Annotated in this window: 11 protein-coding genes and 2 pseudogenes; all 13 read left to right on the top strand. The window is 54.2% G+C overall.

The window, feature by feature from the left end:
* Nucleotides 1-5: 5 nt before the first annotated feature.
* Nucleotides 6-440, top strand: a pseudogene (locus NE609_RS03860) (Imm51 family immunity protein); the annotation flags it as partial.
* Nucleotides 426-722, top strand: a complete 297-nt coding sequence (locus tag NE609_RS03855) for a hypothetical protein (RefSeq protein ID WP_370867134.1) — start codon at nt 426-428, stop codon at nt 720-722. The pseudogene NE609_RS03860 and the gene NE609_RS03855, both read left to right, overlap by 15 nt.
* A gap of 15 nt (nt 723-737) precedes the next feature.
* Nucleotides 738-1688 carry a hypothetical protein gene (locus NE609_RS03850; protein ID WP_256151794.1) on the top strand — a complete coding sequence of 317 codons (951 nt, stop codon included), beginning with the start codon at nt 738-740 and terminating at the stop codon, nt 1686-1688.
* Nucleotides 1685-2095 (top strand): hypothetical protein, encoded by a 411-nt coding sequence (locus tag NE609_RS03845; protein ID WP_256151793.1) that lies wholly within the window; start codon nt 1685-1687, stop codon nt 2093-2095. The genes NE609_RS03850 and NE609_RS03845 overlap by 4 nt, the downstream gene beginning before the upstream one ends.
* 10 nt (nt 2096-2105) lie before the next feature.
* Complete coding sequence (locus NE609_RS03840) at nt 2106-3077, top strand: hypothetical protein (protein ID WP_256151792.1); 972 nt, start codon at nt 2106-2108, stop codon at nt 3075-3077.
* Nucleotides 3078-3156: 79 nt separating this feature from the next.
* On the top strand, nt 3157-4005 hold the full coding sequence (locus tag NE609_RS03835) for a hypothetical protein (RefSeq protein ID WP_256151791.1): 849 nt from the start codon (nt 3157-3159) through the stop codon (nt 4003-4005).
* Nucleotides 4006-4016: 11 nt separating this feature from the next.
* A pseudogene (locus tag NE609_RS03830) lies at nt 4017-9615 on the top strand (DUF2185 domain-containing protein).
* Nucleotides 9616-9630: 15 nt separating this feature from the next.
* Nucleotides 9631-10494, top strand: coding sequence for a CbrC family protein (locus NE609_RS03825; RefSeq protein WP_256151790.1), 864 nt, complete (start codon nt 9631-9633; stop codon nt 10492-10494).
* 28 nt (nt 10495-10522) lie between these two features.
* Nucleotides 10523-10801, top strand: coding sequence for a hypothetical protein (locus tag NE609_RS03820; RefSeq protein ID WP_256151789.1), 279 nt, complete (start codon nt 10523-10525; stop codon nt 10799-10801).
* Complete coding sequence (locus NE609_RS03815) at nt 10798-11910, top strand: hypothetical protein (RefSeq protein WP_256151788.1); 1113 nt, start codon at nt 10798-10800, stop codon at nt 11908-11910. Before NE609_RS03820 ends, NE609_RS03815 begins: the two co-directional genes overlap by 4 nt.
* Before the next feature lie 53 nt (nt 11911-11963).
* Nucleotides 11964-12353: a hypothetical protein gene (locus NE609_RS03810; protein WP_256151787.1), complete on the top strand. Its 390-nt coding sequence runs from the start codon at nt 11964-11966 to the stop codon at nt 12351-12353.
* A 36-nt stretch (nt 12354-12389) separates the two neighbouring features.
* The gene (locus tag NE609_RS03805) at nt 12390-13139 is read left to right on the top strand and encodes an SMI1/KNR4 family protein (RefSeq protein WP_256151786.1); all 750 of its coding nucleotides are present in this window, start codon (nt 12390-12392) and stop codon (nt 13137-13139) included.
* A gap of 101 nt (nt 13140-13240) precedes the next feature.
* Nucleotides 13241-13858 carry a DNA alkylation repair protein gene (locus NE609_RS03800; RefSeq protein ID WP_256151785.1) on the top strand — a complete coding sequence of 206 codons (618 nt, stop codon included), beginning with the start codon at nt 13241-13243 and terminating at the stop codon, nt 13856-13858.
* Nucleotides 13859-13876: the final 18 nt, after the last annotated feature.

Raw genomic sequence — 13876 nt, 5'->3', positions numbered from 1 at the left:
AAGACATGAAAGACTTTTCCCAATACGGAAACAGACCGGACGACCAGTGGGAGATGCTGCCCTGGATACCCGATCCGCGTCCGCCCTTCAAAATCTGGGTGAAGCCGGAGCAAATCGCGCCGTTCTTTCTCATTCCTCACCACCCCTATGCGATCTCCCTTCTTCTGAAAATCAGCGACGGATTCCGGACGGAGGAATTCCGCAGGCTGGGACTGAGCGGCAGTAGCGAAGACTGGGAACGGCTTGTTCGGGGCGTGATCCGGGAGTTTGAGGAAAATAACAGCGGCGTGGATCTGTTTCACTTCGACTCCGACGAAGATGTGTTCTGCGTGTACTCCCAATACATCGACGATTTGATGCTACTGTCCAAAATGATCCGGGCGGCCTGTGACAATGAAAAAACGATGCGGACCTATCTGGGCAAGATCGAGTACATCAAGCTCTTTTGGGAGGGCGCACCGGAGGGTGAACCATCGGTCATCCTCTATGAAGTGGATACCGAAAATGAGCGGCTGGCCCTCCGCTCCATCGACATCTTTGCGGATGGCAGCACCCGCAACATCCCTGACCTTTACGACGGTGTCATCGAGATCACGCCGATCCCCACCGTGGAGGAATTGAACGCCCATGTCTGGGGCGAGGAATTCCACGCCTGTGTAATAGAGAAAGCAGAATTTGAGGCCATCTGGGAAACTCACACCTATGATGGAGCGTTAAAGTAACCAGGAGGAGATCCAATGAACCAATCTATAAAAGCCAAAATCCTGCCGCTGTTCCCCATCCTCGACCTGAACGAGCTACGACAGGAAACCCATCTGGAGGATGCTGTGTTGTCTGACTTCTCTGTAGGTTGGGATCAGAATGTCTATTTGCTTTTCAAACAGATGGCAGAATCCCAAGATAAAATTACTGCAAAGACCCCCGCTGGCTACACAGCAGTGGGGTTAAAAATGGACTGGGCAGGTGGAGAAATTCTGGACATAGCAGTATTTCCACTGGGGCGTCTAAAATTCCAGTTTCGTTATGTGCGGGCCATTGGTGAGAAGTTCCTGTTGTTTAGGGCACGGTCTGCCTACCGGGAAAGCGGCCCCGACCAGAACGCCTGGATCGTCAGCCGGGACGGAGCTGTGCTGTCCCGTTTCTGCCTGGGGGATGGTATTCAAGACTGTGTGGTAAAAAAAGATGGCACCATCATTACCAGCTACTTTGATGAAGGTGTATTTGGTAATTACGGTTGGGATGAACCTCTGGGTGCTTGCGGCCTGATTGCATGGACATCGGAGGGAACTCCTCTCTGGAAGAATGAGAAGTATCCCATCTACGACTGCTACGCCATTAGCCTGGACGAAGAAGAAAACCTGTGGTTCTATTATTACAATGAATTCCGGCTGGTGCGGACGAACTTCAAAGAGGATCTTGTGTTTGAACCGCCAATCGAAGGAAGCGGAGCTTTTTCTGTTGCCCCGTCTGGTGATACTTTTCTGTTTCAGGGCGGGTATCAGGAACACAACAAATTCTACTTCCTTACTGCTCATGGTGGTCGCCTTGGGAAAAAACAGAAGGCTATTCCCACCTGTGACGGAAACAAGGTCGCTGTGGAGCGGTGCAGCCTGCTTCGCAGCCAGATGCTGTTCCTCGGAAAAGACGGCGTTCTCTATGGAGGTATTTTGGGGGGCGGTGGCCAATGAAGCAGACCGATATTTATACCGAGGCTCTGACCTGTCTGCGCTCCATCCTTCAGGCAGACCATCCAGAGTTCCAAAACTGGATTGACTGGCTGGAGCGGGACATTCAGGACTGGACCCAGCGGCGGGAGGTTGCCCACCATCTTCGGGCATACGGTGGCATGGGCTCGTTCAATGATCTACCCAGTATGCGCGGAAATCACGACTATATTTTTGGCTTTCTCAAATCAGTATGCTATGCCTTCGGCCACCTCTATGGCAAGCGGAAGGGCGTTTCTCCAGAGGCATTGATGGAGGAGTGCCTCCACGATGTAGAGCAGGCGTCCTACTACCCTCGAAGTGAATTGAACCGAGCCATTGCCCAGCATTTGATGCAGGGCGATTTACAGGAGAATCTGGATCGACTGTAGGAGGTCTCCCATGAACGAAAAACTATTTCGCACCCAATTCAATCAAATGGAAACCACCGAGAAGCAGGTGCTGATGGAGCGCCTGGCCGCTCGTTATGATATGGCCTTTCTGGGCCTACATACCTTTGACCGCTGGGGGCAGAGCTGCACCACCGGCGTGTTTGAAAGGGACGGCCGGGAGTTCGTCTTTGTCCCCGGCGATACCGTCACCCTGGGCTGGGACCGGTTTGCCGTGGGACTGAACTCCGACAGCCGGGAGGAGCTGGACGATCTGTTCCAGGAATGGGAGATGGAACAGGATCCGGAGGAGATGATCCGGGAAAGCATGGCTCCCGTTCGGCAGACAGCCATTGGCCCTATGCTGGTAGGCCGGGAGCTGGAGGAACTCTGCTGGGAGACGGTCACAATGGACGATCCCAGATTGACTGCCCACCCTGACTGGCTGAAGAAGTTCCGGGAGTTTGCCTGGAGCGACCTTGACAGCCTTACTATGCACCAGTCAGCCCGCATTGAGCGGACGGAAAAGGGCTTTCAGATCTGTATCTATAACCGCACTGATTACGATGAACTCCTTGCCGGGCTGGAAAAGCAGGGTCTCTCGCTGCCTACGGCAGACGAGTGGGCCTACCTGTGCGGCGGCGGGTGCCGCACCCTGTTCCCCTGGGGCGACGGGATGGACTACTCCATGCACCTGCACCATTTTGACAGCCGGGAGGAGGAAGATAAGCCGTATGATATGGAGGAACCCAACTTCTTCGGATTGTCCATCGCCTATGACCCCTATATGCGGGAGGTGGTGAAGGCCGAAGGGTTTACCACCTGCGGCGGCGACGGCGGATGCAATATCTGCGGCGGACTGGGAATCTTCCTCGGCTACCTGCCCTGTTCGCCCCACTGCAGGCCGGAAGTGCAGAAGGACAGGGAACTGAACGGCGACTATGACTTTTACCGGCCTATTATTCGGGTGGATACGAACTGTTAGAAAGGAAACCTGGACACTCGGCTGTGGGGCCGGTGTGGAACTTACTACTTACAGAAAAAAGACTGAAGGAGGCGTCAACATGGATGTCGTGAAACTTCCCAAGAAAGTCCGCATGGTCTGCTATGAGATCATGGATGGCAAAGAAGAAGCCTTGGACACCCTGGAATCCTTTGCTGATAAATACCCCCATCAGGTAGCAGCGGTCAAGGCCGAGGTCGCATATTTCAACCTGGACTATGAAAAGGCTCTGGCTTTGGATCTGACCATCCTTCCCTGGCTGGAGGAGTGGTATTACAGCAATGTGAGCGATGAACACATGATTGCCATGACGGTGGCCGCCATCCAGCTCCACCGCGAGCAGGAGATGATTGAGGCGCTGACAAAGGAACAGGCGCGCATCCGTGCTGAGAACGGCCTCCCCCAGCGGGATCGGTTCTGTGACATTCTGATGGACTACCTCAAGCGGGGCGTTATGCCCTTTGCGGACAACGACAAGAACTACCCCTACCATGAACCGGAGGAACCGCAGACAAAGGAGCAGCTCTGGGCAAAGCTGGTGGAACAGAATAAGAAACTCTCGCCGGACGATCCCGATGCCAAGCGGAAACTCTATAACCACTGCTGTATGTTCGGAACCGCCAGGGATGCCGTAGATCTCTTTGAGGAGATTCAAGGCGTGCCCATGGCTGACTCCTCCTATCGGGACGCAATCGCCCGCTATCTCTATTTAGGCGAACGGGAGAAGGCGCTCCAGACAGCGGAGCGGTTGGCAACATCGCGGCTGTGGGCGGTTGCCGGGCCGACGCAGGTGCGTCCCATGTCCTTCTTTGAGGACCCGAACCTGCGGGAGTTTTTGATGGAGCCGGAATCCCTCCGGCGCATCCGGGAGGCTGCCCTTATTGATAACGGAACTTTGACGCGCAAGTGAGGAGGATGGTCATGTATATCAAAAAATACTGGGGCAACTTTATCGGAGGCTCGGACGACAGCCTGAACCTTGTGGCCTTTTTAGAGGACCAGAAGAAAGAGGAAATCCCCCTCAGCGAGATTTTCGCCAAGATCGGGCTGGACAAGCAGAACTGGGACTTCCGCCAGACCGTGGAGTATCTGGAGTTTACACACTCCGATGGCGTGGAGATGGACTTCCACTTCGCCATTGATGTGGTCACCGACCTGGCCGCCATTCTGCTGGAGTGCAGCGTCAGCGGCAGTGTAAACCTTCAGGATCTGGACGAGTACAACACCCCTTCCCGCCGTATCCGCATCACCGCCACGCCAGATGAGCATGACACCATGAACAAGGCCCTGGCGGATTTTGCCCAGAACCCACTGGAATATGACCTCAGCGAGATGATGGACAACGAGGAGATCCAGGAGATGGCTCGGGATGTGGAGGCGCTGCGGAAAGAGCTGTACGAGGCTGCTGGCCGCAACCGGGACTACCATGTGAAAGCGGAGGATGTGAAACCTCTACTCTCTGACTGGAAGGGTGCCGATGGCTGCATTGCCACCAACCGTATCACGGTGGAGGGCTACAAGGTTGGCTACTGTTACCGGGAGAAGCCGGACGGCGACTGGGACAGCGGCTGGCGCTTCACCGCCAGTGATGAGAGTGAGGAGTACATGGACGATCCCAACAATGCCGGGATTTACAAGCTGAACACAATCTGCAACGACGATCCCGACATCATCCCTCTGCTGAACACCCCCACCCCCTGCGCCTTTGAGCGGGATGAGAACGGCGTGTTTCAGCAGATCAAAGACTGGAAACCAGATGAGGACGAGGAGGACCCGGATATGGATATTTTGAAGCAGTGCCAGAAGTGGCATGAGGAGGACAAACACCAGAAAATCGTTGACGCACTGGAGGCAATCTCTGCCGGGGAGCGCACTCCTGAGATGGACAGCGAACTGGCCCGCGCCTATAACAACTTAGCTACTCCAGAGGATCGGGAACTGTATCAGAAAGCTCTTTCCTTGCTGAAACCCCATGCAGACTACTTTGCAGAAGACTACTTTTGGAACTTCCGTATGGGATATTCCTATTACTTTCTGGACCAGGAGGGCCGGGCGCTGCCCTATTTCCGCAAGGCACTGGAGAAACTTCCTGGTGACGAGGACACCCAAGAACTCATTGATGACTGCGAGAGACGCATTACTTTGCCCCAATTCTCGGCGTGCTTCCGGGAGCGGACAGAGAACTGGTGGGAGACCTTTGCCGAGATGGAAGCAGAATTGCGCCAGATGATGGATGAGGACAAGGATCACACCCGCGGTGCAGAACTCGTGGCCCAAATGCAGGAAACCCTGAACCTGGTCTTTGATGAGATTTTCTTCGAGATGGGATTCAATGGCGAAAAGCATGAGTTGATCCTAACCCCGCAGGGAGACAGGGTCAAACTATTCGAGCTGGTCTACTTCCAGAAGCATGCCCCCAAGGAGGTGCTGGAGCACTGGAACATCCTGGTGGGCCGTCAGCCCTCCAAGAACATCGGCCTGCGTACCGAGGATGGATGGGACATCTCTGGGGATGATGTTCAGATCTGGCTGGAGGAGCAGGGTGAAAACAGTTTCGCCATCTCCGCCTACTGCGAAAAGCTGCTGCCCATGCTCCAGAAGGAGGAAGGCCGAGTCTGGTGGATGCTCACCACCCTCACCGACCAGGTGCTGGGCGAGATCTCCCACATGTGGTACATTGACGATTTCGATGTGCTGGAGGAGCCCAAGGCGGAGCCGTCCTTCCCCCTGTCCCAGCTGCCTGACAAGCTGAAGGAAAAGGGAGCGAACCTTACCACCGACCCGGAAGCCTATCTGAACAGCTACCTTGGCTACGAAATGGAACCCAACAAGGACCCGGATGCTGACTGGCGGCTGGATGTAATGGCCGGCTCCACCTGCTGTGTGCCGCTCATCAATGGCTATCTGAACGGGGACAACGATTTTATGGATGCTCTCCATGCCGACGGCGCGGTGGCGGGCTTCCTCTGCTATCCTCTGGACACCCTGCGGGAGGAGGAAGGGAGCGAGAAGATCTTCGATTTCCGGGACCGGCTGGAGGAGGCCCTCGCCGCCGGGGACGGCCCGGAGGTGCTCACCCTCACCGGCGGAGCCACCGGCCTTTTCTGCGGCTATGTGGATTTCATCGCCTGGGACATCCAGACGGCGCTACAGATGGCCAAGAAATTCTTTGAGGACAGCGACATCCCCTGGGCCAGCTTCCACACCTTCCGCCGGGAGGCGGGCACTGTGAATCTGAAAACGCCGCCCGAGGAGGAGCCGGACGATGAGGATCAGGTCCCCGAGCTGGACGAGACGCTGACGGGTATGGACTATATCCCCTACACCCCGCAGAACGAAGAAGCATTTTTCCAGCAGCTGGAGCAGTGGAATGACGAGGACGAGTACACCCGCTGTATCCAGGCACTGAACGCCATTCCGGAGGATTGGCGAAATTACCGCATTGCCTATGCCATGGCACGGGCGCTGGAGAACTACGCTATTCTGGGCGACCACACGGAGGTCCCCCCCTAATTATAAGGGAGATAAGGCCCTGCGCCGAGCCATCGAGGTGCTGGAGTCTGTCCGGGAAGAAGGACAGGATAAGGCCCAATGGAATATGCGGATGGCCTATGGATATCAGTATCTCCATGGCCAGGAGGAAAAGGCTATCCTCTACGCCCAGCGGTGGGCGGAGTTGGACCCCGAGGACGAGGACGCCCCGGCGGTGATTCAGGAATGCCAGAAGGAGATCGCAAAGCGAGTCGAGGCAGAAGCCGAGGATGAGAGTGACTACACAGGCGTCTTCACCGGCTTTGTACTGCTGTCCAAGGGAAAATGGGACAAGGAGCAGTTCATCCGGGACATGCAGGAAAAGTGGGACATCCCCGTGGATGAATACGACGCCAGCGAGGAGAAGGCCGATGACGCCCTGGTGTTTGAGGTGGGCGATATGCTGGCCGCCGTCAGTCTGGCTGAATACCCTATCCCCGGCGGCGAGGCCGAGGGCAACGCGGAAAACAACTATATGTGGGAGGATGCGGTCAAGGTAGCCAAAAAGCACCGTGCCCACCTGATGGTAGCAGTGCTGGGTAAAGAGGAGAATTTGCTGGAAAAGGGCAAGCTGTTCACCAAGGTGGTTGCCGCCTGCTGTCGCCAGGAATATGCCACCGGCATCTACACCAGCGGCGTGGTGTTTGAGCCCCGGTTCTATGAGGGCTTTGCCGACATGATGCAGGAGGACGAGCTGCCCATCTTCAACTGGATCTGGTTCGGCCTCTGGCGGGATGAGAATGGCATGAACGGCTACACCTACGGTCTGGATGTGTTTGGCAAAGACGAGATGGAGGTACTGGGTACCGATGCCAAGCCGAGCGATCTGCGGGACTTTTTGGCCAGCCTTGTGTCCTATGTGCTGGAGAATGATGTGGAACTGCACGATGGGGAGACCATCGGTTTTGATGCAGATGATAAGCACACCATCACCCGCAGCCCTGGCGTCGGACTGCCGGAGGAGCAGATGACTCTGAAAATCTCCTGGGCGTCATCGGACAATGACCCTGACGATGATGACGATGACCCGGACGGTGAAGTGCCCGAGGATGAAGAAAACGGTGTTCCCGAGGTCTACACCGAGGAGGAGATGGAGGCCGTCGAGGGGCACATCCGGCAGTATTTCGGCAAGTTTGAGAATGTGTTCCACGAGCTGTCTTCCCCGGACATCCATGTGGACATCTGCGTGGTGCCGCCCTCTGGGGATCGGGACTACTACACCCTGGTAACCATGGGCATGGGTGCCCACCGGATGAATGTGCCGGAGGAACTGGCCGAATACAAGCTGGAGCGGGCGGAGCTTGCTATCGCGCTGCCGGGGAACTGGAAACTGAAGCGTGAGGACCTGAAGAATGAGCAATGGTACTGGCCCATTCGCCTGCTGAAAGCCCTGGCCCGCCTTCCCATTGCCAGCGATACCTGGCTGGGCTTCGGCCATACCATGGACAATGAGGAGGACTTCGCAAAAGGCACAAAGCTGTGCGCCGCCATTCTGACCGGTCCCCAGGACACCGAAGATGGCAGCGAGGTCTGCATCCTGCCCAGTGGCGAGGAGGTCAACTTCTATCAGGTGATCCCTCTCTACCGGGATGAATTGGAATATAAGCTGGCCCATGACGCGGATGCCCTGCTGGACAAAATGAACGGCATCAGCTTTGTGGTGGAGCCTGACCGTCAGGATGCCATCACTCGTGGCACCCTTTCCAATGATGATTTTGACGGTGAGATGGACGATGCCTCCTATCATATCGAGAGCATTGAGGAGAAGGGTCTGCCCATTGACCCCATCAATGCCTACAACCATATGGCCATCTACTTGCGTTGGTGCATGGAGCATGATTTGATGGGCGAGGAATTTCTGAAAGAATACGGCGAAGTGGTCAAACAGGTCAAAGCCGACCCTGCCAGTGTGGACCTGCGGGCATTCATCCAGAATGAGTTGGACGGCTGCTTGTTCTCTGTGCTATTCAATCAGCAAGGCCGTGCTTTTGCAGGCTATTACTATGGAGAGGGCGACAGCCCCTACTATCCTGCCGATGTTGATGACAACGCCCTCCGCTTCTTCGGCCCGGAGCGGTATCACTCCAATGAGTTCCAAGATGAAGCCTACCTGTTCATCCCCTTTGACGAGGACTACTACCAGGCCATGGCAAAGGTGATCGAGGAACGCTTCACCAACTGGCAGGGACAGGACTTCGACGAGGACACGCTGGAGCCCTCTGAACTGGCTGAGGCGTTGATGGAGTATCTGGACTGTGAATGCACCTATTTCCCCTCCATGAAGGACGATGATCCCATCATGTCGGCATACAGCTATGCCAAACGGGAAAGTGTCAAAGAAGGCTTTGTGCCGGTACTCATCAAGGCGGATGACGAAACGCTGCTTGAGTGTCTGGTGATGAACGCCGACCCAAAGAATGATGCAGACATTTACGAATTTGACCTCAAAACTGTAACGGAGTACCGGAAGAAGATGCTCTCTGCCCCCGTCAAAGACGGAAAGACCGTCCTGGGGGAGCTGACCGGCCAGCGCAAGGAAGAAGCCGAGGATGACGATATGGACTGGGATGAGGAAATCCTGGGCGAGATGGAAGGCGGCTATGAGAATAACCGTATCTCCTGCTACTGGGATTCCGACACCGATATGACCCACCCTCTCATTCTGGCGAAAATTCCGGTCAAGAACCCCTGGGAGATCTTTGCCTACCTGCCCTTCGGAAACTGGAACGACTGCCCCGATACGCCGGAGCTGATGGCAGCGGCCAAATACTGGTTCGAGCAGCACGGCGCGGTGCCTGCCGCCATGAGCCACGATGAGCTGGAGTTCCTGCTCCCGGCCCCTGTCCACAAGGAGAAGGCCATGGATGCAGCGGTGGAACTGTATGGCTTCTGCCCGGATGTGATCGACCAGGGGCCGGAGGACGCCACTGTGGGCGCTCTGGCGGATGTGCTGCGGCAGTCCACTGTCTGGTATCTCTGGTGGGATTGATGGGAGATTTTGACCATGAACGAATACCTGAAGCAATATATTGAACTCCAAAAGCAGTTTCGGGAGACAAAAGGAAATCCGGACAGTGTCCGCGCTCTCTATACCTTCAAGGAGAAACTGGAGCAGTCGGAAGACAAACAGGCCAAGGAGGTGCTGGTGGATGTGTATGATCTGCTGGACTTCAAGAAGGATGCCTACGAACTGCTCTGCCAAATTGGAAATCGTTCCGATAAAAAGACACTCAAGCGGCTGGGCACGCTGAAGGAATATGCGGAAAACTGGGGCAATCATTATGCTCTCCCCAAGCCCAAAACGCCGGAGGAAAAGCAGAAAGAGAAGGAGCGGCAGGCTCAGCTGGGCCTGCCCACCTTCCGGTATCACCCCAATCCGCTGGAAACCGGCGCTTTTGAGGAGTCCGCGGATGGCGTTGCCTGCGACTGCTGCGGCAAGACGACCCATATTTTCTATACAGGCCCCTTTTACGCTGTGGAGGATATTGAGTATCTGTGCCCGGAGTGTATCTCCAGCGGCGAGGCGGCCCGGAAATATGACGGCAGCTTCCAGGACGATTGCTCCGTAGACGATGGCGTGGAGGACCCGGCCCAGTTGGACGAGCTCATCCACCGAACTCCCGGCTACTCCGGTTGGCAGCAGGAATACTGGCGCGCCCACTGCGGCGACTACTGTGCCTATCTGGGCCATGTGGGTGCCAGAGAACTGCGGGCGCTGGGTGTGCTGGAGGATGTGCTGGACGATCCCATGTGGGACGATGAGCAGAGGGAAATGATTCAGGAATCCGTCAATGGCGGGCATCTGCAATGCTATCTGTTCCAGTGCCTCCACTGCGGAAAACACCTGGTCTGGATGGATTTTGATTGAGGAGTTTTCAAAAGGTGGGATACAAGCGATGAAACCCAAAACACTGACCATTCAACTGAATGATGAACAACTGCCCATCCTTCCAATGGAACCGGAAGCCCACCTCTCCTTTACCACTCATGCTGATGGAAATGAATTGGAGCTAACGGGAAACCGGGCGGGGCTGCTTCTATTGGCGAAAGCCGCTTTGGGTATGGCAGAAACTCTTCGCGGGGATGGATTCCACATCCATCTGGATGACCTGTATAGCATCAACTCCGAGGGAAAAAGCATCCTGATCCGAAAGGAGGAACGGCCAAAACCATGATTGAAAAAACCTTCCTCAACCCCGCCACAAATAAGCAGTGGCGGATTGAAATTGACGGACATACCATCCGAACCTGTTTGAATGGCGGGAAGGTCAAGGAGATCCTTTGCGACTCCGCCTTCCAGGTCAAGAGCAAGGCGGCCGGCGCCATGATGGGCCAGATGCGGAAGGGATTTGTCTATCAGAATCCGGATGCCGCTGTTGGGCAGGCGCGGTGCCACCGATTTGTTGGAAAGGACAGCAACGGCTTTATGCCCCTGGCTGCCGCCCTCACACGGGACGACTTCTTCCTGACGAGGGTGGCCGGAGATTTTGAGGACGAAACCCTCTATCACTTCGATGGCAGCGGGGAGATCCTCGAAACAGTTTCCCTGGGTGCAAAGAGAATGACCTATGAGCAGGTCCTCTGCCCCAATGACACCCTTCTTCTGAATAACAGCTATCTTCTCCAGCAGTTCTCACTCCGCACCCATGAAATCACGCCCTTTGCCAACAAGAAAAACAGCATGAAGACCATGCTGGATGCCAGCGGCAACCTGGCCCTGTGGTACACAGGCGAGGAGATCGTCGTCTTTGACTTTGGCAGCAACACAGCGGTATGGCGGGAAGCGGTAAAATGCAAGAAGTCAAAAGACCCGAATTTTGCCTATTACTGCTTCGGAATGCTGTCTCCCCGGCAGAGCAAAGCGGCCTACCGCGTCACCGAGGGTGAGTATGTGCTGGTCGATCTGAAGTCCGCCCAAAAAGTGGTGATTCCCAATGAGGGCTGGCATCCCTTCTTCTCTCCGGATGACCAGTGCTTCTCAGTGGGCGGCAGGTTCTATCTGACCCAGACCGGAGAGGAGATGGCCAATCCGTTCCCGTTTTCTGTCCGGCAGGGGCTGAGTTTTTCGGATACCTGTACGGTGAGGACAAGGGGCAGCCTGATGGCCGTTCAGCAGGATCGTGGCAGCTCCCCCATAGAGCTGTGGGATACCGGAAGCGGCCAGCTGCTGGCCACCATTGACGACCCCTTTGTGGTGCGGCAGGTGAATTTTGCCTTTACCAAGAGCGGACTTGTCCTGCACACCGATTACGGGGCCATGAGCATCTATTCCTGCGCCCTCTGAAACGGAGAAATGAACTATATTTATTTTTACGATGAGAAAATGGAGGGGGCACAATGAACTTTAGCGAAGCAATGCAAATGCTTGGAACCAAGTTGCAAGGAAAGTACGGGCATTTAGGATTCAAGTATAAAAAATCCGACAAAACACTTACGATGCACAGTAAAAATTTCACCTATATGATTGCGTTTTCCTCATTCGGCGGGAACACAAAGGATAGCATAAGCATAGAGGTTTGCTATATAATCAACACCAGTCCATACGACCCTTATGGTTATGCCAAACCAGACATCAACACACAACCGCTGTTTTACAGTTTAAGAGACAATGAAATATATCTTGATATAGGAAATGAAGAAAAGATTTACAATGCCTTTGAGGTTGTTTGTCAATGGATGGATAAAATACTGATTCCAAAAATGAATGAGCTTTGTGCTACCGAGTAATGTGGAAGTGATGGCGGAGAAAGAGCGTGGACACCCATGAACAAAGAATCATTGACAGAAAAACTCCTGGACTTGGCTGAGGGACGGGAAACACCTGAAACCTGGCAGAACTGGTGGGACGAACATGAGACGGAGTTGGAAGCCCTGCTGAGTCGGGGTGAATTTCTGAAACTGAAGCCCTGCCGACACGGTTTTCAGTGGGTCCCGGTGTTTGGCAGCCAAAAGGGAGCCATCGCCATTCTGGAAAAGAGCGGCTTAGCATTTGAAGCCAGCAATCTCTACCAGGAGCGGTATCTGGCCGAACTGGACGCTTTCTGCAAGGAGCAGGAGCGAGTGCAGCGGGAAAAGCAAAAGGAATTCAAGGCCAGCCACCCGGAGCTGTTTGGCCGATACCCCAAGTTCTCCAAGGCGCTGGCAAAGGTGCTGGACACCTCTGATGAGATCAAGCCTGCCGCCACGGAGGAGCAGATTGGGAATCAAGAAAGCGTGCTGGACTTCACGCTCCCGTCCCAGGTGCGGGAGTTTTTCCTGCTGACCGCAGGCATCAATGTATCCACAGGCGTGATCCTTACCATTTCCGGGATGTTTGATCTGACCATCCATGGAGAGCAATATTGTGTGCTGGGTGAGTTCTGGAAAGAAGCGGATGGCGACCAGCTCCTGCTCCGCCCCGGAGAAGACACCATCTGGTACTACGCCCATGAGCAGGACAAGGTAAAGCGGCTCTGTAATGATATGACAGAACTGCTGGAGAAGAAATTGGCGAGGTATCTCAATGAGCACTGAAAACATTGCCCATGAAAAACGCTATCGGGACTGGCGGGCGCAGCATATAAATGCGGTATAATGTTGACCAAAAAACTGACTTTAAAAGACGGTGAGTTTACTTGAGAGAATACATTGAGAGCTTAGAGCACGACTTTTCCTTGATAGAAAATGGCTTTAAGGTTGAAGAAAAAAGAGCTTTGGATGATTATAAGGCTCATGATCGTGAATACATCAAAGAGTTGGCGCTTTTGGCGTACAAATCTGAAGTATATCAGGTAAGAATGTATGGCGTATTTCTTTTGGGCTACTTATCAGAAGATGATGACATTTTAGTATTCATGAGAGATGAGGTTTCGAAAGACGATGACTGGAGAGTTCAGGAGATATTAGCAAAGTCGTTTGATGAGTTCTGTAAGCGAAAAGGATATCAAAATGCTCTTCCAACGATTGATGAATGGATGAAAAGCAGCAATCCTAATACCCGGAGGGCTGTTACAGAAGGTCTGCGGATTTGGACGAGCAGACCATATTTCAAAGAGAACCCTATGGAAGCGATTAAACGGTTATCTGGTTTGAAAGAGGACTCCAGCGAATATGTCAGGAAGTCCGTCGGCAATGCTCTAAGAGATATCAGCAAAAAATTACCAGAGTTGATTGAAACTGAACTGAACAGTTGGAAATTGGATAGCAAAGAAACTAATCAAGTATATAAATTGGCAATCAAATTTATTAAGTAGCGAATTCCGTTTTGCTTG

The sequence above is a fragment of the Anaerotruncus sp. DFI.9.16 genome (genome assembly GCF_024461615.1).
Taxonomy (GTDB): domain Bacteria; phylum Bacillota; class Clostridia; order Oscillospirales; family Ruminococcaceae; genus Anaerotruncus; species Anaerotruncus massiliensis.
This window is presented reverse-complemented; position numbering and strand designations above follow the sequence as displayed.